General features: G+C 72.9%; 19 protein-coding genes. 10 read left to right on the top strand and 9 right to left on the bottom strand.

Going from position 1 to position 23,961, the window contains the following annotated elements; all coding sequences use genetic code 11:
* Positions 1-233: 233 nt before the first annotated feature.
* Positions 234-4,178: a helix-turn-helix domain-containing protein gene (locus J7E97_RS23790; RefSeq protein ID WP_215030783.1), complete on the bottom strand. Its 3,945-nt coding sequence runs from the start codon at positions 4,176-4,178 to the stop codon at positions 234-236.
* 164 nt (positions 4,179-4,342) lie between these two features.
* Positions 4,343-4,705: a hypothetical protein gene (locus tag J7E97_RS23785; RefSeq protein WP_215030780.1), complete on the bottom strand. Its 363-nt coding sequence runs from the start codon at positions 4,703-4,705 to the stop codon at positions 4,343-4,345.
* 281 nt (positions 4,706-4,986) lie between these two features.
* Here J7E97_RS23785 and J7E97_RS23780 point away from each other — a divergent pair, with 281 nt between their 5' ends.
* A complete protein-coding gene (locus tag J7E97_RS23780; RefSeq protein WP_215030777.1) occupies positions 4,987-6,138 on the top strand; it encodes an AI-2E family transporter in 1,152 nt (383 codons plus the stop codon).
* 161 nt (positions 6,139-6,299) lie between these two features.
* Here J7E97_RS23780 and J7E97_RS23775 read toward each other — a convergent pair whose 3' ends face one another.
* Complete coding sequence (locus J7E97_RS23775) at positions 6,300-7,202, bottom strand: RimK family alpha-L-glutamate ligase (protein ID WP_251055027.1); 903 nt, start codon at positions 7,200-7,202, stop codon at positions 6,300-6,302.
* A gap of 137 nt (positions 7,203-7,339) precedes the next feature.
* Between J7E97_RS23775 and J7E97_RS23770 the strand changes: the two genes are divergently transcribed.
* The 3 genes from J7E97_RS23770 to J7E97_RS23760 all read left to right on the top strand — a co-directional run bounded on the left by J7E97_RS23770 (position 7,340) and on the right by J7E97_RS23760 (position 9,050).
* Complete coding sequence (locus J7E97_RS23770; protein WP_251055026.1) at positions 7,340-7,636, top strand: hypothetical protein; 297 nt, start codon at positions 7,340-7,342, stop codon at positions 7,634-7,636.
* Between the two features lie 185 nt (positions 7,637-7,821).
* Positions 7,822-8,718: a hypothetical protein gene (locus J7E97_RS23765; RefSeq protein ID WP_215030774.1), complete on the top strand. Its 897-nt coding sequence runs from the start codon at positions 7,822-7,824 to the stop codon at positions 8,716-8,718.
* Between the two features lie 80 nt (positions 8,719-8,798).
* Positions 8,799-9,050, top strand: a complete 252-nt coding sequence (locus J7E97_RS23760; protein WP_215030771.1) for a hypothetical protein — start codon at positions 8,799-8,801, stop codon at positions 9,048-9,050.
* Between the two features lie 81 nt (positions 9,051-9,131).
* Here J7E97_RS23760 and J7E97_RS23755 read toward each other — a convergent pair whose 3' ends face one another.
* Positions 9,132-9,752 (bottom strand): L-threonylcarbamoyladenylate synthase, encoded by a 621-nt coding sequence (locus J7E97_RS23755; RefSeq protein WP_215030768.1) that lies wholly within the window; start codon positions 9,750-9,752, stop codon positions 9,132-9,134.
* A 440-nt stretch (positions 9,753-10,192) separates the two neighbouring features.
* Here J7E97_RS23755 and J7E97_RS23750 point away from each other — a divergent pair, with 440 nt between their 5' ends.
* Together J7E97_RS23750 and J7E97_RS23745 are read left to right on the top strand one after the other, a co-directional pair.
* The gene (locus tag J7E97_RS23750) at positions 10,193-12,655 is read left to right on the top strand and encodes a YfhO family protein (protein ID WP_215030765.1); all 2,463 of its coding nucleotides are present in this window, start codon (positions 10,193-10,195) and stop codon (positions 12,653-12,655) included.
* Between the two features lie 124 nt (positions 12,656-12,779).
* A complete protein-coding gene (locus J7E97_RS23745) occupies positions 12,780-13,889 on the top strand; it encodes an alpha/beta hydrolase-fold protein (protein ID WP_308346763.1) in 1,110 nt (369 codons plus the stop codon).
* Here J7E97_RS23745 and J7E97_RS23740 read toward each other — a convergent pair.
* Both J7E97_RS23740 and J7E97_RS23735 read right to left on the bottom strand, forming a co-directional pair.
* On the bottom strand, positions 13,864-15,225 hold the full coding sequence (locus J7E97_RS23740; protein ID WP_215030762.1) for a cytochrome P450: 1,362 nt from the start codon (positions 15,223-15,225) through the stop codon (positions 13,864-13,866). The two genes, J7E97_RS23745 and J7E97_RS23740, sit on opposite strands and share 26 nt — an antisense overlap.
* A gap of 195 nt (positions 15,226-15,420) precedes the next feature.
* Positions 15,421-16,104, bottom strand: coding sequence for an N-acetylmuramoyl-L-alanine amidase (locus J7E97_RS23735; RefSeq protein ID WP_215030759.1), 684 nt, complete (start codon positions 16,102-16,104; stop codon positions 15,421-15,423).
* Between the two features lie 1,010 nt (positions 16,105-17,114).
* Here J7E97_RS23735 and J7E97_RS36180 point away from each other — a divergent pair.
* On the top strand, positions 17,115-18,350 hold the full coding sequence (locus tag J7E97_RS36180) for a D-alanyl-D-alanine carboxypeptidase (RefSeq protein WP_308346761.1): 1,236 nt from the start codon (positions 17,115-17,117) through the stop codon (positions 18,348-18,350).
* Between the two features lie 2 nt (positions 18,351-18,352).
* On the opposite strand, the gene J7E97_RS23725 is transcribed toward J7E97_RS36180, so the two are convergent.
* The 3 genes from J7E97_RS23725 to J7E97_RS23715 are packed head-to-tail and all read right to left on the bottom strand — an operon-like array spanning position 18,353 to position 20,207.
* Complete coding sequence (locus tag J7E97_RS23725) at positions 18,353-18,694, bottom strand: hypothetical protein (protein WP_215030753.1); 342 nt, start codon at positions 18,692-18,694, stop codon at positions 18,353-18,355.
* Positions 18,695-18,702: 8 nt separating this feature from the next.
* Positions 18,703-19,500: a DUF2993 domain-containing protein gene (locus tag J7E97_RS23720; protein ID WP_215030750.1), complete on the bottom strand. Its 798-nt coding sequence runs from the start codon at positions 19,498-19,500 to the stop codon at positions 18,703-18,705.
* Positions 19,497-20,207 (bottom strand): TetR/AcrR family transcriptional regulator, encoded by a 711-nt coding sequence (locus J7E97_RS23715; RefSeq protein ID WP_215030747.1) that lies wholly within the window; start codon positions 20,205-20,207, stop codon positions 19,497-19,499. The genes J7E97_RS23720 and J7E97_RS23715 overlap by 4 nt, the downstream gene beginning before the upstream one ends.
* Before the next feature lie 194 nt (positions 20,208-20,401).
* Here J7E97_RS23715 and J7E97_RS23710 point away from each other — a divergent pair, with 194 nt between their 5' ends.
* From J7E97_RS23710 to J7E97_RS23700, 3 genes are all read left to right on the top strand, one after another.
* Positions 20,402-21,118, top strand: coding sequence for a ribonuclease H (locus tag J7E97_RS23710; RefSeq protein WP_215030744.1), 717 nt, complete (start codon positions 20,402-20,404; stop codon positions 21,116-21,118).
* Positions 21,119-21,344: 226 nt separating this feature from the next.
* Positions 21,345-22,493 (top strand): substrate-binding domain-containing protein, encoded by a 1,149-nt coding sequence (locus J7E97_RS23705; protein WP_215030741.1) that lies wholly within the window; start codon positions 21,345-21,347, stop codon positions 22,491-22,493.
* 109 nt (positions 22,494-22,602) lie between these two features.
* Positions 22,603-23,922, top strand: coding sequence for an extracellular solute-binding protein (locus tag J7E97_RS23700; RefSeq protein WP_215030738.1), 1,320 nt, complete (start codon positions 22,603-22,605; stop codon positions 23,920-23,922).
* Positions 23,923-23,961 lie beyond the last annotated feature (39 nt).

Below are 23,961 nucleotides of genomic sequence, written 5' to 3'. Positions count from 1 at the left end.
GCTCCGCACGTCCGCGGAGCGCGGCGGGCAGCGCGGCGGCCGAGCGCGCCGAAGCGCGCCGGTCGTACGCCACTTGGCGGGCTCCGTGTCCGGGACCAGCCTGTCGGCGGCCCCGCCGTCCCGTCCACGGCCGGACGTGTCACCACCCGAACGGGCAACGGGAAACCCCGGGGAAACCCCCCTCCGGCCGGCCGGAACCGAAGGTGCGGGAGGTGGGGGAGGCGGTCATGGCACTACGCGCACGCGCGGTCGGCGTGCTCCGGCTGGAGTGCCATGCGGCAGATGTCCGTCAGCCGCGCCGCCGGGTCCGGATTCCACAGCCGTACGGTGCCGTCGTTGCTGCTGCTCGCGAGGGTCCGGCCGTCGGGGGAGAAGACGACGCCCCACACGGCGTTCATATGACCGGACAGGGTGGCCCGGAGCCGTCGGCGGGCGACGTCCCACAGTCGCACCGTACGGTCGTTGCCGCTGGTGGCCAGAGTCCGGCCGTCGGGGGAGAAGGCGATGCCCCGCGCGGAGCCGGTGTGTCCCGTCAGCACGGTGGTGACGCGGCGCTGCCCCGCGTCCCACAGCCGGACCGTGCCGTCGTTGCCGCTGCTGGCCAGCGTCCGCCCGTCCGGGCTGAACGCGACGGCCCGTACCGCGCCCGCGTGCCCGGTGAGCACGGCCGGCGGAAGGTGCCCGGCCAGGTCCCACAGCCGTACGGTCAGATCGTCCCCGGCGCTGGCCAGCGTCCGCCCGTCGGGGGCGAAGGCGACGTCGTTGACGAAGTCCGTGTGCCCGGTGAGGGTCGTGAGGGGAGTGCGGGTGGCGGTGTCCCACAGGCGTACGGTCCCGTCGGCGCCGGCCGAGGCGAAGCTCCGCCCGTCCGGGGCGAACGCCACCGAGAACACGGTGCCGTCGTGCCCGGTGAGGGTGGCGAGGGGGGTGCGGGTGGCGGTGTCCCACAGGCGTACGGTGCCGTCGGCGCCGGCCGAGGCGAAGCTCCGCCCGTCCGGGGCGAACGCCACCGAGTACACGGTCTCGGTGTGTCCCGGGAGCGCGGCCAGGATCCGGCGGCCGGCCACGTCCCACAGGGCCACCGCGTGATCGGCGCCGGCGGCGGCCAGCAGTTTTCCGTCGGGGCTGTAGGCCGCGTGCCAGACCTCGGTGAACGGACGGGCCGTCAGCACCGGGCCCCGCAGGTCCCACAGCACGACGGACTGGTCGAAGGCGGCGGTCGCCAGCACGGCGCCCGCCGGGTCCACGGCGACGGCCAGCACGTAGTCGGTGTGCCCGGCGAGCGTCGCGGTGAGGCGGCCGCTGCGCACGTCCCACAGCCGGGTGGTGCCGTCGCCACCGCCGCTGACGACGGTGGTGCCGTCCGGGGTGTAGGCGACCGCGTTGACGTCGTCGCTGTGCCCGGTCAGCGTGGCCACCGCCTGGTGTCCGGCGACGTCCCACACCCGCACGGTCCGGTCGACGCCCCCGGTGGCCACCGTCCGCCCGTCCGGGGCGAAGGCCGCGCCCAGCACCTCTCCGGTGTGACCTTCCATCACGGCGACCGGACGCGCCCGCGCCGTGTCCCACAGGCGTACGGTCTGGTCGGCGCCGGCCGAGACGAGGGAGCGGCCGTCCGGCGCGTACGCCAGGGCGTTGACCCTTCCGACGTGCCCGGTCAGAACGGCGAACTCGCTGTGGTCGCCAGCCGGATCCCACAGCTGTACGGTCCCGTCGGCGGCCGCGACGGCGAGGGTCCGCCCGTCCGGGGCGAAGGCGATCGCCCTGGCGGCCGCCGTGCTCGGGGGCAGCAGGACCACCGGGCCGGACCCGGCGGCGGGCCAGAGCCGGACCGGGCCGTCGGCCGAACCGGCCGCCAAGGTCCGCCCGTCGGGGCTGAAGGCGACCGTACGGACCCGGCCGGGCGCGGTGAAGGCCGCGACCGTCCGGCGGTCGGCCACCCGGCGCAGCAGGACCTTCCCGTCGGACCCGGCCGTCGCGAGCAGGGCCCCGCCCGGGGCGAAGGCCACCGCGTTGACCGGCCCGCCGTGTCCGCCGAGCCGGGCCAGGAACGGCTGGGACTGGGTGCTGAGCAGGGCGCCGCGCGCCTCGCTCGTCGCCTCGGTGCGGTACGCCTCCTCCGCGAGCAGCATCGAGGCCTCCGGCTGGCCGGAGGCCAGCGAGAGCGACCGCACGGCGAGCGCCTGCGAGCGGGCGGTCCGCTCCTGGCCGAGCGCCCCGGCGCGCTGCTGGTACGCCACACCGCCCGCGCCCAGGGCCAGTACGAGCAGGACCAGGAGGGTGGCCAGCATCCGCTGTTGCAGCCGGACCTGGCGACCGGCCTGCCGCCGGCGGGCGTCCTCCGCGGCCAGGCAGGCCCGGAGGAAGGCCGTCTCCCGCGCGCCGAGCGCGCTGCCGCCGCCGTCGAGCTCCTCGGCCCAGGCACGGGCGGTGGCCAGCCGGGTGCCGCGGTAGAGGACGGACGGATCGTGGCCCTCACGCGTCCATTCGTCGGCGGCCTGGGACAGCTGCTGGTGGACCAGCAGCCCGGCCCGGTCCGCGTGGATCCAGCCGCGCAGCCGTGGCCAGGCGTGCAGCAGGGCCTCGTGGGTGATCTCGACGGTGTCGCTGTCGGTGGTGATCAGCCGGGCCCGGACGAACGCGTCGAGGGCGGCCGCGGCCCGGTCTCCGTCGGGCTGCCCTTCCAGCAGGGCGCTGCGGCGGACCCGGCGCCGGGTCGGCCCCGCCCCGTCGGCGAGGTGGACCAGCTGTACGAGGAGCCGCCGGATCGTCCGCTGCTCGGCCGGGTACAGGCGGGCGAAGACCTGTTCGGCGCTCTGCGCGACGGCGCCCTGGATGCCGCCGGCGTACTCGTACCCGGCGACGCGGAGGGTGGAGCCCTCGCGCCGCTGCCAGGTGGCCAGCAGCGCGTGGGACATCAGGGGCAGCGCGCCGCAGGGCACGTCCCCCGGACCGCTCTCCGGTCCGGCGTCCCGCCCGTCCGGCTGCCCGCCGTCCGGCGGGCCGGGCGGGGCCGGTCGGTCGGTCCGGTCCGGGTCCGCGCGTACGCCCGCATCCCGCAGGAGCAGCGGGACCAGGCCCGGTTCGAGGGTGAGCCCGGCGAGTTCGGCCGGACGCGTGATCGACTCCCGCAGCTCCGCCACGGACATCGGCGGCAGGACGAACAGGCCGTCGGTGAAGACGGCGGCCAGCTCGGGCAGCTCCAGGCAGTTCCCGGAGAAGTCGGCCCGCACCCCGAGCACGACGACGGCGGGGTCGTACCCGGTCAGGGCGGGCCGGGAGCGGGCCACGGCGCAGAGGACCCGGACGAAGGCGCGGCGCTCGTCCTCGTCGGCGCAGAGCGTGAACAGCTCTTCGAACTGGTCGACGAGCAACACGGGCCGCACCGTCGGGACATGACGACCGCCGCCCCCCTCCGGCGCCAGGGCGCCGGGCCGGACCGACAGCCCGTGGACGGCTTCGAGCAGCAGCTCCGGCCGGGCGCTCAACTCCTCGGGGGTACGGCCGATGTCGCCGCCCAGGGCCTTGGCGGTGGCGTCGGCCAGCTCGCGCAGCGGGTGCGCGGTGGGCGTGAACCTGATCACCGGCCAGCCGTCGGCGCCCGCGACCGGGAAGCCTCCGCGTGCGAGGGCCGGCACCAGACCCGCGCTGAGCAGGGAGGACTTGCCGGCCCCCGACCGGGCGGCGAGCAGCAGGGGCCCGTGGCCGAGGCGTTCGTGGACCCGCTCGACGAGGGCGGCCGTGGCCCGCTCCCGGCCGAAGAACCACCCCGCCTCCTGCGGGGTGAACGAGGCCAGGCCGCGGTAGGGGCACTCGCCGTCCGACCGGGAACCGTGCGACGGGTCGCCGGGCCGGGCCGCGGAGCGGGGCCCGGGCGGTGGTTCGGGCTCCGCGTTCTCCGGCACCAGCCGCAGGAGTTCGCCCTCGGCGCCGAGGGCCCGGTCGCAGCTGCGCGCCACGTCGGCGGTGACCGGCTTCGAGCCGGTCTCGATCTTGCTCAGGTAGCCCTTGCTGTAGTGCGTGCGGCGGGCCAGGTCGGAGAGCGACAGCCCGCGCTGCACCCGAAGCCGCCTCAACTGGGCGGGAAAGCGCGGCAAGGCGCCGTCGGCAGTGTCGTCTGACGTGTGCGGCCGGCCGGTGGCGCGTCCGCGGTCCGGATCCCCCAAGACGTCCCCCATGGCAAAGCGCGCCCAGGCAGTGAGAGGCAGATGCCCAGGTTAGCGCGGGGGTGGGGCGGCCGACCGGCCATTCGTGCGGTGTTGCGGCCAAACGAGGACGTTCCGGAGCGGGCCGGGCGGCCCACGCCGGAACGTCCTTGCGAACGGGCGAACGCGCGCGCCCGCTAGCGGTTGAGGGTGATCGAGTTGATGGGTCCGAGGTCGGCGTAGACGCCGGTGCCCTGGGCGATGGGGTTGCCGCAGCCGACCCCGTTGGAGCCGGTGCACAGGCGGGCCGTGGCGCCGCCGTACTGGTTGTTGAGCACCCAGTGGTTGCCGTACTGGTTGCTCAGGTTGTGGGCCCCGTAGTTGTAGAAGACGTGGGTCGGCTTCACCGCGGGGTTCTGGTTCTGCGGGTAGATGCAGACCGCTCCGTCCGGGCAGCCCGCCCACGGCTCGGCCGGCTGTGCGCCTGCGGCGCCGCTGAGTGCCACGACGGCGGCCGTGGCGGTGGCGAACGCGGCGGCGCCGCGGATCATCTTGCGCATGATGTCCCCTTGTGGGTCGTGCTCCGTGCTGACGTGCTGACGACTTGAGCCTGTCCCGGGCGGACCCGGAGGTCGACGGGTTTCCCGTTGCCGGTCGCCCGCCCGCCCCGGGAAACCCGCCGTGACCAGCGGGGCGGTCGCGGCGCGGGCAACGGCCCGCCCGGCTCCTTCGGCCCAGCGCCGATGAGGCCTTCGGACGAACGCGCTGCGCGGCGCGCGGAGCGGCCGCCGCCGGGGTGATAGCCCGTGGTGACCCACACACCTCGAAGGGGCGGCCGCAGATGACCAGGCGACTCGTGACGCGGCCGGCCCGGCGCCCGCCCGGCGCGCCCGGCCCACCCGGCCCGCGCCGCGGCCGCTGGCCCGGCGTGGACCCGCCGGTGTCCCCGCTCCTGCGGACGGCCGCCGCGTACGCCTGGCGGCTCCTGGTCGTGGGCGCGGTGGCGTACGCGGTCTTCGCGGCCCTGGGAAGGTTCCACGAGATCGCGCTGGCCCTCTTCCTCGGCCTGGTGACGGCCGCGATGCTGCGCCCGGCCGCCGACCGGCTGGCCCGGATCGTGCCCAGGCCGCTCGCGGTGGCCCTCGCGCTGGTCGTCAGTGCGGTCCTGGTGCTCGGCGCCCTCGCGCTGGTGGGCGAGTCGGTGGCGAACGAGTGGCCCTCGCTGGTGCGGGAGTTCAGGGTGGGGCTGGACCGGATCCAGGCCTGGCTCAGCGGACCGCCGCTGCGGCTGGACTCCCACGTGCTGAGCGATGCCCAGTCCAAGATCGGCACGTACCTCTCCAGCCACCGCTCGACCCTGCTGAGCACGGCGGTCAGCGGGGCGGGGCGCATCGTGGCGGTGCTCACCGTCACGGCCCTCGGGCTGTTCTGCTCGGTCTTCTTCATCCACTCGGGCGACCGGCAGTGGGACTGGTTCTGCGAGCAGCTGCCGCAGGGCGTACGGGAGCGGGTGGGCCGCGCCGGGAAGGCGGCCTGGCGGACCTTCACGGGGTACACGCACGGCATCGTGCTCGTGGCCGCGACCAACGCGATCCTGGTGGGCATCGCGCTGTTCGCCCTCGGTGTCCCGCTGGCCGTCCCGCTCGCGCTGCTGGAGTTCTTCGCCGCGTTCGTCCCGCTCATCGGCTCCCCGGTCGCCCTCGGCGTGGCCGCCGTGGTCGCCCTCGCCGCTCAGGGGCCGCTCGTGGCCGCTCTGGTGGTCGCGCTCATCGTGGTCATCGGCCAGATCGAAGGGCACCTGCTGCATCCCCTGGTGATGAGCTGGGCCGTACGCCTGCACCCCATGGTGGTGGCCCTGTCGGTGGTCGCGGGAGCCATCGCCGCCGGGATCGTGGGGGCGGTGGTGGCGGTGCCCCTGGTCTCGGTGGCCTGGTCGGTCCGCCAATCCCTGCGTCCGCCCGCCCGCGGCGAGGTACGAGGGCGGCCGCGCTGACGTACCGCCGGCAGGGGTCGGACACCGCCGACGGGGGCGGACACCGTCGACCGGGGCCGGACCCCGTCGGCACGGACCTGACAGTGCCGCCACGGACCGGACACCGTCGGCCCGCGCCGGACACCGCCCGCCCGAGCCGACGTGCCGCCGCGGACGCTCCCTCAGAGGCGGCCGACGGCGTCGGCGAAGCGGCGCGGTCCGCCCTCGGTCCGCGTGAGGAAGAGGTTCGGCTCGATGAGCTCCAGTTCCATCACCACCGGCGAGCCGTCCGTGTCCAGCGCGAGATCGACCCGCGCGTACAGCAGGGGAGCGTCCGGGGCGCCGCAGGCCCCGGACACGGCGGACAGTGCCGCCCGGGCCACGGCGAGCTCGGCCGCGCCGGGGACGTGTTCCACCAGGTCCGGGTGCGGTGTACGGCTGTTGTCGACCCGGCCGGTGTCGGTGAGCACGGGCCCCTTGCGCACGGAATGGCTGAACTCGCCGCCCAGGAACACCAGCGCCCGCTCGCCCTCGACGATGCGCTCCATGTACGGCTGGACCATCGCCGTCTGTCCGCCGTCCTGGAGGCCCCGTACGTGGGCCTCGGCCGCGGGCCGCTGCTCCTGCGTGTACCGGGCGCTGTCGCGGGCCCCGGCGGACACCGTCGGCTTGACGACGAAGCCGCCGCTCGAAGGCAGGACGACCGGGTCGCCGGGGGCGACGAACCGCGTCGGCACCGTGGGCACACCGTGCGCCACGAGCTCCGCCAAGTACCTCTTGTCGTGGTTCCAGCGCACCACCTCGGCCGGGTTGTGCAGCGCCGTCACCGAGGCGATCCGGTCGGCCCAGGCGAGGAACTCGGCCGGTCGGCGGGTGTAGCCCCAGGTCGACCGTATGACCACGGCGTCCGCGGTGGACCACGGATGCTCCGGATCGTCCCAGTCGGCCGCCACCGCGTCCGTCCCGCGCTCCCGCAGCGCCGCGACCAGCGCCGGCAGCTCCGCGTCCCTCGACCGGCCCTGCCGATCGGTGGCCAGCACCACCCGACGCCGCCGCGCTGCCGGCCCGCTTCCGGTTCCCGCCATGTGCCCGTCCTCCCGTAGCCCTCCGATCCGCAGAGCCTACGGTGCCCCGGCCGGCAGCCGGGGTCGGGCAGACGGGGCCGGGCAGACGGGGCCGGGCGTCAGCCCCGGGGGTCGACGACCGCCTCGACGTGGTCCGCGTGGGGGAGTACCACGACCCGGCCCGCGAGTCCTTCTTCGCCCCCTTCATGGGCAGCGCCCAGCGTCTCGCCGGCGGCAACACCCTCGTCACCGACTCGCCTTCGGGCCGGCTCTTCGAGGTGACCCCCGACGGCTACCTGTGCTGGGAGTACGTCGTCCCCTACTTCGGCGCCTACCAGGAGTCCGAAGTGCGCGGCCTGTTCCCGTCCGAGCCCAACGCCGTCTTCCGTGCCTACCGTTACACCGCCGAGGAGCTGCCCTGGCTGACCGCGGGGGCCTCGGGGGCCGCGCGCTGACCACCACCGGCAGGAAGCCCCCGCCGGCGGGTCGCGTCGACGAGCGGCTGCCGGTGCGCCGGCCGGCCCCGCTGTCCGCACAGCCCGGCCCGGCCGTGATGACCGTGCCGGTCTAGCGCCGGTGGTCCGCGGCTACCGCTGCGGCCCGAAGGCGGGTACAACTGCTGTGCGAAGAGGGGGCTGGGATGCGGCGGGGAATACTCGAGTGGTTCCTGGGCGCGGCCGACGGGGAGATACGGGCACTGGAAGAAGTGCCCGGCATCGACGCGGAGCGGCTGCGCGAGCTGTGGTGCGCGGAACCGGAGCTGATGCTCCGCCTCGACCGCCTCTACGCGGCTTCGCAGCGCGCCTTCGAACGCCGTACGCGGGCCGCTGTCGCCGAGGACCTGCTGCGCGCCCTGCGGGCCGTGGCCCAGGGTGCGGACGTGGGCCGGCTGGACACGGCGGTGGCCCTCGCCGAGGCCAGGCTCGAGGAGGACACGGCCACCGCCGGTGCGCGCGGCCTGAACGTCGGACTGACCTGCGGGATCGTGGTCAGCCCCGTGGTGCTGCTGGTCGTCCTCGCGCTGGGGGCGTGGGTGCCGGGACTCTTCGGCATCGACTTCGGCTGCCAGGAGCGACAGGCCCTCCTCCACGCGATGGTGTGCTTCGCGGGCGGCGCGATGGGCGCGGTGTTCAGCGTCATCATGCGCCTGCGCGATCCGGCGAACCTGATCCGCGCCCGCTCCGGGCGCGGCAATCCGGGCTCCGACCCGGCCTCCGACCCGGTCCAGTTGGCGCAGAGCCTGCGGCAAGAGGGCTGGTACCGCGTGGTGGTGGGATGGTTCCTGGCCACCGCCCTGTTCCTGCTCATCAGCGGCGGCATCCTCACGGTCATCACTCCACCGCTCTCCGCGGCCGAACTGTGCGGCCCCGGCCCGCTCTCCGCCGCCGGACACGAGGCCGTGGTCAAGGCCTGGTTCTTCTGGGGCGCCATCGGTTTCCTGGCCGGCCTCAACGAACGCTGGGCCCGCGGCCTGCTGCGCCACCCCTCGGCCGCACGCGACGAGCCGGGACCGCAGGACGGAGCGCGGCGCCCGTAGTCCTCTCGTCCCGGCCTCCAGGGGCTCACCGACGGCGGCGCCGGACGGCGTGATCCCGAGGGGCCGGTTAGCGTCGGGGGATGAGCAGCGAACCACAGAACTTCGAGATCCTGCTGGTGCCCGAGCACGTGGTGGAGGGGTCCCGGCAGGACGCCGTCCGGTCCGCCGTCGTCGCGCCGACCGGCGGGAACGGCGCCTCCGGTTACCCCCGCTACTCGGGGGAGGGGATGGTGGCCGACATCGATCCGGCCACCCGGACGGTCGAAGCGCTCCTGGTGGACGGAGCCGAGCTCGACTACGGCCTCAAGCCCATCGTGTACGGGCCTTCCTGACGGCCGGACCGACCGAGCGCCTGCGTACGTACATGCATACGTGCGTGCCTGCCTCCGCGTGCGTGCCTGCCCGTCCGCCCGTTACTCGAAGCGGGCGGTGTCCCCGGCGCCCCGGCGGACGATTTCCGCCTCGCCGCTGGAGAAGTCGATGACGGTGGTCGGCATCGTCCCGCATTCACCGGAGTCGACCACCATGTCCACGACGTGGTCGAGCCGGTCCTTGATCTCCCAGCCCTGGGTCATCGGCTCGGTCTCGTCCGGCAGGAGCAGCGTGCTGGACAGCAGCGGCTCGCCGAGTTCGGCCAGCAGGGCCTGCGCCACGACGTGGTCGGGGATGCGGACCCCGACCGTCTTCTTCTTGGGGTGCTGCAGCTGGCGCGGAACCTCCTTCGTCGCCGGGAGGATGAAGGTGTAGCTGCCGGGGGTGGACGCCTTGATCGCGCGGAAGACGTCGTTGTCGATGATCACGAACTGGCCCAGCTGTGCGAAGTTCTCGCACACCAGCGTGAAGTGGTGGCGGTCGTCGAGCCGCCGGATCGACCGGATGCGGTCGACGCCCTCACGGTTGCCCATCTTGCAGCCCAGCGCGTAGCAGGAGTCCGTCGGGTACGCGACGAGTCCGCCGGAACGGATGCTGTCGGCGATGCTGCCGATGGTGCGGGGCTGGGGGTTGTCGGGGTGTACGTCGAAGTACTTAGCCATCCGCCGAGCCTACGGGATCCGGGGGTTCCGGCCCTCTTTCCGGCCCTGCTTCCACCCCTCCTTCCGCCCCTCTTCCGGCACGCGGATGTGCCGGGGCGCACACCGGCGGGAGGCTGGGGACCGACCGTGCGATAAGCGGCGGCGTCGGTGTGCGATTATCTCCTTTATGTGCGCATTTGTTCTGTATGTGCTCGTGATGGCGATCATATTCTTTGGGGTCGGTGCGTAATTCTTTTGGCTCGGTACATAGGGTGCGATCAATAGGCGGCCTGCCCGTGGCCGATAAATCGCGCACAAGGGTTTGCCAGATGACCGCCACGTCGATTCCTCCTGTCGAAAGTCCCGTCCTCGCACGGCGGCGCAGAGGGGCTGAAGGCCAGGTCGGCGGGGTAAAGCGGAATATACAATTCCTTTCCGCTCTCGTCGCCGCATTCATATCGATGGCCGCCTACGCCACCGGTCTCGCCGTTCGCGGAACGTATCCCTTCGGATCGATCCCGCGCGCCGACAACGACCTGCGCCACCAATACGTACCGTTCCACACCCACCTCTGGGACCTCCAGCACGGAAAGGCCCAGGGCGACCTGCTCTTCAACTGGCAGAGCGGCTACGGCGTCGGTTTCCTCGGCGACTTCTTCACTTATCTGACCAACCCGTTCTCCTGGCTGACCGGCGCCCTGCCCCGCCACCACGCCGAGTTCTCCGTCTACCTCGTCAGCCTTCTCAGCATCGGCCTCGCCGCCGCCCTGATGACCGTCTACCTGGGCCGGCTGCGCCCCGGCTCGCCGTGGCTGCGCGCCCTGCTCTCCGTCGGCTACGCGGTGTGCGGCTGGGGAGTCACCGAGGGCGCCGTCGTCCCGATGTGGACCTGGGGCCTGGTCGCGATACCGATGCTGGGCCTCGCCGCCGACTGGTGCCTGACCGGCCGCCGCTGGGTCCTCGGCAGCCTCCTCGTGGCCCTGTGCTGGTTCGCCAACTTCTACACCGCCGCCATGGCCACCCTCGCCACCGCGCTCGTCCTCCTCGTACGGCTCCTGCTCGCCGACACCGACCAGCGCACCCGGGGCCGCGCCCTGTGGCGGGCCGCCACCATGACCGCCACCGGGCTGCTGCTCGCCGCGCCCGCCGTCCTGGTGTGCGCGCTGGCCAACCAGCGGGCCCAGCCCACCGAGCTCTACGTCCTCAGCGTGCGCACCGACCCACTGGCGTACCTCTCGATGCTCATACCGGGCACGCACCCCCGTCCGCCCGCCCCCAACATCTACGCCGGGGTGCTCGTCCTCCTCCTCGTGCTGACCCTGCCCTTCCAGTCGAAGGTCCGCGTCCGCGAACGCGCCGCCTGGTTCGGGCTCCTGCTGCTCACCGCGATCTCCTTCGTCGTCACCCCCACCGCCAGGCTCTGGCAGGGCGGGGCCCTCCCGCACGGCGCGCCCTTCCGCGAGTCCTTCGTCCTCAGCGGCATGCTCGCGATGGCCGCATGGATCTGCCTCGCCCACATGCCCCGACCCCGGGCCCTGCTCGGCGGAGCCGCCCTGCTGGTCCTGCTCGTCGCGGCCACCTACGACCAGCCGCCCGTCAACCGGTACGCCCTCATCGGAGTCCTGGCCGCCGGCGCCACCACCCTCGTCCTGCTGCTGTTCTACGCGCGCGGGCTGCGCCGCCCCGCCCGCATCGGCGTCATGGTGCTGCTGGCCGTCTCGGTCTTCGCGAGCACCGCCCACGCCGTCTACGGCAACGCCGTCGTCGACGACCCCCGTCGGCGCGGCCCCGCCCGCCCCCAGACCATGACCGCGCTGGGCACCGACGCCCACCAAGCCCTGCGGGAACGCGAGAACTGGCCCGCCACCCGCGCCGACGCGGGCCCCGACGTGTTCGTCACCGACAACGACGCGATGCTCGTCGGCGGCCAGGGCGGCGCCTACTACAGCAGCTACGTGAGCGTGGAGACCGCGCGCGGACTGCGCGGCCTGGGTCTCGGCCAGGCCATGGGCGGCCGCCACCTGTGGCCCGCACCCGACCCCGTCCTGCGCGCCCTCCTCGGCATCGGCACCGTCCTGGAGCCGGTCGGCGAGGACGCGGTCACCGCCCGTTCCCAGCCCGCCCCGCCACTGGTCACCGTCCGCGCGCCCGGCAGCGACCACGCCTACGGCGCCCCCGAGGGCTCGGTCTGGGCCCGCCGTCAGGCCGCCCTCGGCGCCCGGGTCTACACCGTGCCCGCGCTCTCCCACGCCGGCGGGCCCCCCGCGCCCGCGTCCGGGCGCGGATTCGCACTGCCCCGGGCCGCGGGCGAGGGCGCCGAGCACTGGACCGCGTTCACAGCCCGCTGCGCCCCCGGCGAGCGGGCGTTCCTGTACGCGCCGGACCTGAACGCGACCGCGCAGGCCGAGGGCACGGCCCGCCGCGAGAGCTTCTACGGAAAGCCGCCCGCCGTCAGCGCACCGCTCAAGGAGCTGGGCGCCGCCGGGACCGACGGCCGGTTCACCTTCTCCGTCCACACCCCGCAGGACGGCCAGATCCTCCCGCCCGACGTACTCGGATGCCTGGACCAGGCCGCCTTCGACGCGGCCGTGGCCCGCCTGAAGGCCACCGGAGCCACCGGGGTCACGGCCGGCGGCCACACCCTGGAGGCCCGGCTCCCCGAGGGCTCGACCGGCACGGCCGTCATCGCCACCACCGCGTCCCCCGGCTGGACCTGCTCGGTGGACGGCGGCCCGGCCCGCGCCCCGGTCTCGTACCAGGGCCTGCTCGGCGTCCCGCTGGGCAGTGGCGGCGCCGACCGGCTGTCCTGCTCGTACCTCCCCGAGGGGCTGAGCGCCGGCCTCGCCGGCACCGCAGCGGGCGCCCTGCTCATCGGAGGCGTCCTCGTGCGCCCCCGGTGGCGCGGCCGGACCGCGGGGCCGTGATCATCAGATGCTCCTGTGAGGCAACGGATCGGTTCGCGCGGCGGTCTAGCTTGATGTGCACCTGGAAGCGGTGCGCCGCCGAAGCCCGTTCCCAGCGGAACCGTCCCAGAAGGCCTCCCGTCTCGTGAGTCTGACCAGCAACACGCTCTTCGTGGTCGTCCTGTTCGCCACGGCACTGATGTTCGCGGCCGCCGTACGGTGGTGGCCGCGCTTCGCGAGAGCGGGGTGGCGCCGGGTCCTCGGGCGGATGGGCCTGGTCCTCGCCGTGCAGGTGCTCGTGCTGTCCGCCGTCGGTCTCGCGGCGAACCGCAGCTTCCTGATCTACGGTTCCTGGACGGAACTGGTCGGGCGGGAGAAGGCGGCCACCGTCAGCGCGCAGGACGGGCCCGGCACTTCGTCCGTGCGGGTGACCGGCCGGCAGAAGCCGGACGTGCCCGGCAGCGGGACGAAGCAGGTGGTCGGCGAGATCGAGAAGGTCCTGATCGAGGGCGAGCGGTCCAAGATCGCGACCCCGGCCTACGTGTACCTGCCGCCGGAGTACTTCCAGAAGGGCAACGAGCACCGGGTCTTCCCCGCCGCCGTCGTCCTCACCGGCTACCCCGGTACGGCGGAGAACCTGCTGAAGCCGCTGCCCTACCCGAGGACCGCGTGGACGCTGGCCAGGGAGAAGAAGGCGAATCCGATGATCCTGGTGCTGATGCGGCCCACGGTCTCCCCGCCGCGCAACACCCAGTGCATCGACATACCGGGCGGACCGCAGACCGAGACGTTCTTCGGGACCGACCTCCCCAAGGCCCTTTCGGGCGCCTACCGGATCGGCGCCTCGCCCCGGTACCTCGCAATGATGGGCGATTCCACCGGTGGCTACTGCGCCCTGAAGATCGCACTGGAGCACCCGGAGACCTACTCGGCCGGCGTGGGTCTGTCCGCGGACTACGAGCCCGAAAGCTACGGCGCGGGCGACCTCTTCCACGGCAACACGGACGAGCAGAAGCGTTCCGACCTGCTGTGGAGCCTGGACCACCTGCCCCAGGGGAACACTTCGTTCCTCGTCACCACCTCGCTCCAGGGCGAGGACAATTACCAGGCGACGCAGAAGTTCATCCAGAAGGTGAAGGCCCCCGCCCAGGTCTCGTCGATCACCCTCGACCACGGCGGGCACAGCTTCAACACGTGGAAGCGCGAGATCCCGCCGTCGCTGGAATGGCTCAGCCGCCGCCTCGCCGACCGCTGAGCGTGGCCGGAGTCGGTCCGTCGGGGCGGACCGTGATGCTGTACGCGGCCTTGTCCGGGACCGAGTGGAAGTCCGGCGCGTAGGCGGGCAGCAGGTGCTCGAGCAGTACGGTCGACTCGCGCAGGGCGAACTGCAGCCCGAGGCAGGCGCGCGGCCCGAGGCCGAAGGGCACGTACCCGCCCGACACGGCCGGACGCCCGCCCGGAGCGGTGAAGCGCCGGGGATCGAACCGCTCCGGTTCCGGCCACAGTTCGGGAGCGCGGTGCGCCAGGTACGGGCAGACGACCACATCGGTGCCCGCCGCGATGGCGTAGCCGCCCAGGACGTCGTCCTCGACGGCGTGGCGGGGCAGGATCCACGCGGACGGGTACAGCCGCAACGTCTCGTTGACCAGGGCCTGGATGGCCTCCCGGCGCTCCGGTGAGCCGTCGCCGCCCGCCGCCAGGGCCTCCTCGCGGGCCTCCGGATGGCGGTCCAGGAGCAGGTACAGCCAGGTCAGCGTGGTGGCGGTGGTCTCGTGCCCCGCGACCAGCAGCGTGACGAGCTCGTCGCGGATCAGCCGGTCGGTGTACTCGGGCCGCTCCGCCGAAGCCTCCACCAGCAGGTGCAAGAGCCCCGGCCCGTCCGGACCGACCGCGCCGCGGCGCGCGGTGGCGATGGCGTGCCCGGCGACGGCGTCGATGCGGGCCAGCTCGGCGCCCACGGCTTCGCCGGCGTCGGCCGAATCGGCCGGCAGCGTCGGCATCGCGGCCACCACGGCCGCTACGGCGGCCAGTTCGCGCTCGGTGTCCTCGTCGAGGGGATACCCGGTCAGGGAGCGCCAGATGGTGTCCAGGGCGAAGCGCCGCATCTCCTCGCCGACGTCCAGGACCTGCCCGCTGCGGGCGTACGCGGCCCAGCGCCCGGCGGTGGTCCGCGCCGCCTCGGTGATGCGCTGCTCGTAGCGGCGCATCCCGGTCCCCGTGAACTGGGACTGCAGGACGCGCCGTTGCCGCTTCCAGGCCTCGCCGGTGGCCGCGAGCACCCCGTCGCCGATCAGCAGGCGGGCGCGGTGCGAGCGCTTGACGTACCGCTGCGGATGCTGGGCCAGCACGTGCTGGATCGCCTGCGGCCCGGTGACCAGCACCGTCGGCCGCGCCCCCGCCTCCGACCCGCCCGCCGACCGGTCCCCGAGCCGGAACGCTCCGACGCCGCCGAGCCGTCCGCACACCTGGGCCAGCAGCTCGATCAGCTCGCCGCCCCCCGCGTGCCACCGCTCCACGACGGCGGGATCCAGTTCGGGCACCGGTGGTGCCGGCGAGCGGTGCCGGGTGCCGGTGCCGGATTCGACGGTCATGGGTGTTCCCTCGTTCGTCCGCTGGGGGTTCTGCTCTCTCACCGGATCGGCGGCAGCACGGACTGTACGGGAAGGGGCGTGGCCTTCGGCCCACTTTCGGCCGCCCGGCAGGCGAGGTAGAAGACGCCGCCGACGGCGGCTCCGGCGGCTCTGGAGGCTCCGGCGGCTCCGGCGGCGATTCGTTGCGATCGGGCGTTATCCGGCGAGCGGGAGCCCCTCCTTCACCCGGCGGATGATCTCGGTGCGCTGGCCGGCCCGGAGGGTGCCGGGGCACGCGTGGGCGCCCCACGAGGCGCCGCCCATGGAGTGGGTGCCCAGGCCCGGTTGGTCGGGGGCGTCGCTGATCGAGGCCGGCCAGCCGTGGGCGGCGGCGCCCCACGCGTAGATGCGGGAGACGGCGTCGACCTGCGCTTCGGTGAGCTTCCGGGTGCCGAAGCCCGAGGTTTCGACCGAGGCCCACGACCCGTTGCCGTCCACTTGCGCCCAGGCGCGGTCGAGGACGGAGACGTACTGCTCCGTCTCTCCGCTCTGCGAGACCCAGAAGTGGGAGGAGGCCTTGATCCCGGGCTCGTTGAACCGCTCGTACAGTGAACCCTCGCCCTCCTGGACGTGGAGGACGAGCCCGCGTTGGGCGTCGCGGTCACCGACGACGAAATTGCGCTCCAGCGGTCTTCTGATCACGCCGGGCATCCAGCCGGAGGCCGGGGAGGGGGAGGTACGGGTCGCTCCGGACGGGTTGCGGTCCTCGTCCGGCGGATCGGGCTCGCCGGACCTGGCGACCAGCAGTGGGCCGGCGCTCATGGCGAGGAGCAGCGCTCCGCCGCCGGCCAGCAGGCGTCGCCTGCCGGGTGCCGTGGGGTCGGGGCTCCTGTGTTTCATGAACGGTGTCCGACTTCCTGGAGGCGCCTCGCGTGGGGGAGAAGTGAGTCTTCGGGTTCCTCATGACGGAGCCGTGATGGCCGGATGATCGTTTGATGACGGTGGGCGACCGGAAGGCTGTGACGAATTGGTCATCTTGTGCGCATGATCCGCGCATATGGGGCGCGGAAACTGGCGCCCGAGTGATCGAGAACGGCATGAGCAAGGCGGTGTACGGGATGACGGCGGTACCGGTGAAGGGCGACGGACCCCACGGAGCGGCGGCTGAGGACGAGGACGCACCGGGGACGGCGCATGCCGTCGAGGTGGCGGACGCGCCCGAGGGCGCGGAGGCTCCGGAGCCCGCGCCGGACCCGGTGGAGGTCGTGCGCGTCCCCGAGCAGGCACCGGATCCGGAGCTTGAGCCGGGACGGGCGCCGGGGTCGGCGTCGGGGCCGGGGTCGGAGTCGGGCTCGGAGCGGCAGTCTGAGTCGGCGTCAGAGTCGGTACTGGAGCCTGTGCCTGATCCGGAGCCTGATCCGGAGCCTGTGCCGGAGTCGGAGCCTGGTCTGGGGCCGGAGTCCGTGTCTGATCCGGTACCGGAGTCGGAGCTTGATCCGGAACCAGAACCAGAACCGGAACCGGAACCGGAGTCGGAGTCGGAGTCGGAGCCTGAGCCTGAGCCGGAACCGGAGCCTTCGTCTGAGCCGGGACTCGAGCCGGCTTCGGAGTCGGCGCCGGAGCCGGACGGGGAGAGGACGAGTACGTTCATCCCGCTCAAAGCCCTGGACGGCGTCCCGCAGGAGTCCGCTCTGGTCTCCTGGTTCGGAACCGCTCCCGCTCCCGCTGCTGCGCCCGCGCCCGTCACGGGTCCCGTCACGGCTCCCGCACCCGCTCCCGTCGCCTCGGCCGATCCGGCCGCGCTGCCGGCGCCCGCTCCGGAGGGGACCGCCGAGCAGCCGCTGCCTCCGCTCGATCTGCTCGCCCGGCTCACCAACTCCCCTCCTCCGCCCGAGACGCCGGCCCGGAGCGTGGCCCGCCGGTTCAAGATCTGGGTGCCGCTCTTCCTCGTACTGGCCGGCGTACTCGTCGTCGTACAGGCGCTGCGGCCGCTGCCCGCCGTCGTCCTGGCCGGCGGGGGCGCCCCGACCTCCGTCACCCTCGACGGTCATTTCGAGGTGCCCTGGCCGGAGAAGGGGCAGGCCGCCGTATGGGTGGCGGGCGCGGGCGACGTCGGGACGTTCGGAGAGCAGAAGCCCGTGCCGACGGCCAGCGTGGCGAAGGTGATGACCGCGTACGTGGTCCTCAAGGGCCACCCGCTGAAGAAGGACGAGGCGGGTCCGCCGATCGCGGTCGACGCCAAGGCCGTTGCCGACGGCACCTCGGACAACGAGTCGCGCGTCGAGGGGCTGACGGCCGGCACGCGGTTCACGCAGCAGGACATGCTGAAGATGCTGATGATCCCCTCGGCCAACAACATCGCCCGCCTCCTGGCGCGTTGGGACACGGGAAGCGATTCCGAGACCGAGTTCGTGGAGAAGATGAACGTGGAGGCCAAGGCGCTCGGCATGACCTCCACCACCTACACCGACCCAAGCGGGCTCGACGCCAAGACCGTGAGCACGGCTGTCGACCAGCTGAAGCTGGCGGAAGCGGTCATGCGGTTCGACGCTTTCCGGGCGATCGTCCAGCTACCCAGCGCCACGATCCCGGGCCTCCCGACGGGGATCATCAACAACAACGACCTGCTCCTGTCCCCCCTCAGCATCAAGGGCATCAAGACCGGCTCCAGTACGCCGGCCGGCGGCGCGCTGATGTGGGCGGCCTACAAAACGGTGGGCGACAAGACCCCGTTGATCCTCGGCACCATGCTCGACCAGCACGTGACCGGGGCCGATCCGAACGGCGGCAACAGCCTGATCCTCGTCAAGGACAACAGCAAGAAGGTCATCGAGGCGGTCCGCGCGGCGCTGACCAAGGCCGGAGCCGTCAAGAAGGGCCAGGTCCTCGGCTACGTCGACGACGGGCTCGGGACCCGCACCCCGGTGGTGGCCGCCCAGGACGCGACCGTCGTCGCCGTGCCGGGACAGAAGCTCGAACTCACCGTGGAAACCGGCGAGAAGGGCCTCCCGCGCGAGGCGCGGGCCGGCACCGAGATCGGTGTGCTGACGGTCGGCACGGGACCCGGTGCGACGAAGGTCCCCGTGGCGCTCCAAACGGACCTGTCCGAACCCTCCTTCGCCGCGAAGCTGCTGCGCCTTCCCTGAGGCTAGGCTCTGTCGGGTTGATCACATGACCGCCTCGCCCCGGCGGTGGCCATCCGCGCACCGTGGGCGAACGGTCGTATACCTCGTCGATGAGCGCGGCTCCAGGTCGCGGGGTCGAGCTCGGGATCGTACGGGGTCAGCAGCAGCTCGACGCGGGGCGCGGAATGGACCCAGGCGGCTCGGTGCTGTGGCCCGGAGCAGCCGCCAGCCGCCAGCCGCCAGCCGCCAGCCCGCTCGCTGTCCGCCGTGGCTGCTTCGCCCGCGGCTTCCTTGATGACCTTGACCTGGTAGATGGCCTTGCGGGTGAGGGCGGTGGCCGTGCCGCCTCCGTCGTGGAAGGACACCGAGTCGGCTACACCGTGGCGCAGCTCTTTCCGTCCGTGTCCGCCGCGGACGAAGAGGCGGAGGAGGAGACGGACGAGGACGGGGACGAGGACGAGGACGGGGCGACGGAAGCATCCAGGCTGAGGCCGGCAGTGGTCGGGCGGGAGCCGGTGAGCCGGACCCCGGCGGGCAGGTCGCCGACTTCCACGGTCCGCGGTGCGAGCCGCTCGGCCAGGTCGGCGGCGCCCGGCAGCCCGCTCAGGGAGGTGATGGGCAGCTCGCGGCCCAGTACGGTCACCGTCGTCGGTGTGATCGTGAGGCTGTTCGCCGTGGTGCTGGTGCTCGCGCGGACGGTGACGGGGAGACCGAGGCGGCCCACGGTTCCGGTGAAGGTGAGTCCCTTCGCGTCGCCGCCCACCTTCAGGTCGGCGGTGGTGGAGTCCTCGCCGCCGGTCTGCGCGGAGTCGGCCAGGCGTTTCTGCAGCGAGCTGTAGGGGATGGTCGCCGTCGCCCGGCCGCCGCCCACCGCTCCGTCGCGGGTGACGTCGTGGAGGTCGGCCTCGACGCTCATCTCGGTGTCGGCCCGGTGCACGCCCTGCGCCGCGAGGTGGAGGGAGCCCACTTCACCCGTCAGCGCGCGAAGTCCGGCGAAGGTGCCGGTGAGCTCGGCGCTGACGGGTCCGCTGGCATCGAGGCGGCAGCCGGCCGCCCGTGCGATGCGGTCCTGGGCGGAGCGTGCGACCACGACGTCGGTTATGCAGACCGCCGCGGCGAGCGCAGTGGCGATGCCGGCGGTGACGAGAACGGGGGTGCGGCGGAGCTTCATTGCGGGGTGGATCCGATCTGCTTCAGCATCCCGAAGGCCTCGCGCAGGAGGTGGGACGGAGGGGCATCGGTGACGGTGCCGTTCTCGTGGCGCCGGCGCTGGGTGCGCAGGACGGCGCGTACGGCGGACAGGGCGGCGCCCGCGATCACCCCTGCGCGCAGGTCGGCGTCGGGAGTGCCGGCGGGGAGCCGGTCCAGGACGATGAGGGTGAGCCGGTCCTCGAAATCGGCGAAGAGCTGTACGAGTTGGGCGGCCACCGCGTTCTCGCCGCCCGTCACGGAAATGGAGTGGGTCAGGGCGGTGAGGCTGGAGGAGGCGAACGGGGCCGCGGCGGAGATCAGGGCGATGCAGACCGCATCGAGCGGATCCTCCTCCATGGCGCGCCGGGCCAGTTCGGCTTCCACGTACCCGAAGACGTCGAGGCTGTCGGGCAGCAGGAGGGCCTCCTTGCTCTCGAAGTAGCGGAAGAAGGTCCGCTCCGACACGTTCGCGCAGGCGGCGATGTCCGCGACCGTGGTGCCCGCGAAGCCGTGCTCGGCGAAGAGGGCGGCGGCCCCCTCGCGCAGCAGCTTGCGGGTCCGCTCCTTCTTGCGTTCGCGCAGGCCGGGCTCCGAGCCGGAGTCGACGCGGGAGTCGACACCGGGGCGGGATGTGACGCCGTCGCGGACGTCGACGTCGGCGCCGACGTCGGCCGGATCTTGACTCATGGGCGGAGCCTAGCAATGGCGTCACCCCTGTCAATTGTCGGGCCTGCCATTTTCTGCCCTGCCCTGCCCGCCTGCCCGCCTGCCCGCCTGCCCGCCCGCTCGCCTGGATCCACATCCGGTCCCGGACTCGCGCTCGCACCGGTAGGCGGACGGCTCGTGCGCGGGTAGGCGCGGCGGTGAGGCATGATCGGGGAATGTCTGATCGCATCATCGCCGCCTGTGACGGCGCGGCCAAGGGAAACCCGGGGCCGGCCGCATGGGCCTGGGTCATCGCCGACACGCACGGGCACCCCGAGCGCTGGGAGGCCGGGCCGCTCGGCCGCGCCACCAACAACGTGGGTGAACTCACCGCCCTGCAACGGCTGCTGGAAGCGGTGGCGCCGGGGACGGCCGTACAGGTACGGATGGACTCGCAGTACGCCATGAAGGCCGTGACCCAGTGGCTGCCCGCCTGGAAGCGCAACGGCTGGAAGACCGCGGCAGGCAAGCCGGTGGCGAACCGGGAGCTGGTCGAGAGCATCGACGCGCTGCTGACCGACCGGGACGTGGAGTTCCGTTACGTCCCCGCGCACCGAGAGGACGGCGACCACCTGAACGCGATCGCCGACCAGGCGGCCAGCGACGCGGCCGTCAGCCAGGAACCGGCCGGCACCGCGCTGGGCCACGAGGCCATGCCCGTACCGGCGCCCGCGCGCAGCACGTCGACGCGCTGGACCTCGCCGGGTACCGGGACCGCCGCCGCGAGCGCCGCGACCGCCGGGAAGGCGAGGGCCGCACGCGGCGGCGTGGTCATCAAGGCGAAGTTCCCCGGCACCTGCCCGTGCGGCAAGCCGTACGCCGCCGGAGAGAAGATCACCAAGCTCGGTTCCCGCTGGGGACATCCGGACTGCGGCGCCGCCGACGCCGGATGACCGGAACCTACCTCTGGCCGTGACCTTCAGCCCTTTCCAGGGCTGAAGGAGCGGCGCGTGCATTGAGGGGCACCGCCTGCACGGAGGCGTGGACGCATGAAGGCGAACAGCCCGATGCGTGGCAGTCATAACCTGTGCAATGCTTTCGTTCGAAAGGAAACGCAAGTTTTGGCTTTCGCGCGCTACGCTGACCTCGACCAGGGACGCAGTCGAGGGGAGCTCCACCGTGCACGCTGAGGAACGACAGCAGGCGATCCTGCGCCGGGTCCGAGAAGCGGGGTCGATGCGCGTCACGGAGTTCGCGGCGGAGCTCGGAGTTTCCGTGGTGACGGTCCGCAAGGACGTCGAAGTCCTCGCGGAGCGAGGGCTTCTGGCCCGGGTGCACGGCGGTGCGATGCTGCCCGAGGACTGGGCCGAGACCGCGCCCGTCACCCCGTCGGCCGCCGACAGCGGCAGCACCGGCACCGGCTCGGCCGCCGTCGTACCCGCGCGCGCGTCCGCCGCCAGGGCGGCCGGCGGACGGCCGCTGACGCTCGGACTGATCGTGCCCTCCTCCGCCTACTACTACCCCGAGGTGATCAAGGGGGCCCGGGAAGCGGCCGACGTCCTGGGCGTACGGCTCACCCTCGCCGTGTCGACGTACGACGTGGACACGGAGAAGGCGCAGGCGGCGCGCATGGTCGCGGACGGCGTCGACGGCCTGCTGCTCGCCCCCTCCGGCGTCGGCGCCGAGGGGAGCCCCGGCGGCCCGTGGTACGAGGAGCTGGGTGTGCCCGTCGTCCTGGTCGAGCGGCGTCCCGAGCAGCAGGCGTCCGCCTGTGAGCACGTCGGTACGGACCACGGCTACGGAGCCCGGCTGGCCGTCCGGCACCTGCTGGACGCCGGGCGGCGCCGGATCGCCCTGGTGATGCGCGGTGGCACCCCCACCGCGCCCTGGATCAAGAAGGGTTACGACGCGGCCATGGCCGAGGCCGGTCCCACGGGGTCCGGCGCCGCGCTCTTCCTCGACCTCGCCGAGTACGACGCCGGCGAGGCCGCGTACGAGCAGGCGATGGCCGAGTTCATCGAGGGGGTACGGGCCGGTCGCGTCGACGCCGCGCTGGTCCATCCCGACCACGAGGCCGTGGTGTTGTTGCAGCGGCTGCGGAGCGCCTCGCTGTCCGTGCCGGGCGATGTCGCCCTGGTCTCGTACGACGACGAGGTGGCTTCCCTCGCGGATCTGCCGCTGAGCGCGGTGGCACCCTCGAAGCACGAAGTCGGGGTCACTGGCGTGGAGTTGCTCGTGCGCCGACTGCGGGAACCGGGCCGGCCCCGGCGTCGGATCGACATCCTGCCCGAGCTGCGGGTGCGTGCGTCCAGCGCAACCCGACCGTGACTTCGCTTTCCTTTCTTAAATCTTGTTTTCCTATTGACTCGCTTCTGCTCTGGCCGAATCATGTGCATCACCTCGCCGCATCGACGGCTCGCATCTGAGGAGCAGAGTAGTGAAGCTCACTTCCCGTACCTCCCGCGTCGCCCTCGCCACCGTCTCGCTGGCCCTCCTCGCCACCGCCACAGGCTGCGGCGGCGGTGAGGACGCGGGCGCCGCCGCCAAGTCCGAAACCCCCAAGGAGCCGGTCAACCTGACCTATTGGGGCTGGACCGGTGGTGCCCAGCAGGTGGTGGACGCGTTCAACGCGTCCCACCCGAACATCAAGGTCACCTTCTCGGCCATCACCGGCGGACCGGACGGGTACGCCAAGATCAGCAATGCGATCAAGGCCGGCAACGCACCCGACGTCGCGGGCATCGAGTACCCGACCCTCCCGGAGTTCGTCAGCCAGGGATTCTTGGCCGACATCAGCTCCCAGGCCGGCGCCACGGTGAAGGCGAAGTTCCCCCAGGGAGTCCAGGAGCGGGTGACCCTCGGCGGCAAGACCTGGGCCGTGCCGTACGACGCGACGCCGAACCTCCTCTACTACCGCAAGGACCTCTTCAAGAACGCGGGCGTCGAAGTCCCCAAGACCTGGGACGAGTACAAGGCGGCCGCCGAGAAGATCAAGGCCGCGGACAAGAACGTGCGCATCGGCGGCTGGGGGAACGACGACGCGCCGCTGCTGGCCGCCCTCTCCTGGCAGGCCGGCGCCAAGTGGTACGGCACCGAGGGCGACGCCTGGAAGGTCAGCATCAACGACGCCCCCTCGCAGAAGGTCGCCTCGTACTGGCAGGACCTGGTCAAGGACGACATGGTGCTGAACCTGAAGATCAACGGTCCGGAGTTCGCCAAGGCCAAGGCGGACGGGGCCATGGCCAGCTTCATCGGCGCCTCGTGGAGCGCGGGCGGCACGATGACCTCCCTCGCCAAGGACTCGGGAAAGTGGGGCGTGGCCCCACTGCCGAACTGGGGCACCCCGGCCACCGGAATGTTCGGCGGCACCAGCTACGCCGTCACCAAGGGCAGCAAGCACGTCAAGGAGGCGGCCGAGTTCGCCGCGTGGGCGGCCACCAGCCCCGAAGGCGTCAAGGCCCGGATCGGCAGCCTGAAGGCGCCCAGCAGCAGTCTGCCCGCCAACCCCGAGCTGCGCACGATCGCCGCCGCGGCCTTCGACGACAAGGGCTTCTTCGGCGGCGACGACGTCTACAAGATCGCCGGTGAGCAGGTCGACACCATCGTCCCGGGCTGGGTCTGGGGCCCGGTGCAGACCGCGACCAACACCGCGATCCAGGACGCCGGGGGCAAGGGAACCCTCGCGGACGCGCTCGCGGCCGGCCAGAAGGCGGCCGAGGAAGCCATCAAGGGACGCGGCCTCAACGTCGCGAAGTAGACGCTCCTCCCCATCCCTCCTCCTTCCGCCCTTCCGGAC

This window comes from Streptomyces sp. ISL-66 (genome assembly GCF_018614135.1).
GTDB lineage: Bacteria > Actinomycetota > Actinomycetes > Streptomycetales > Streptomycetaceae > Streptomyces.
This window is presented reverse-complemented; position numbering and strand designations above follow the sequence as displayed.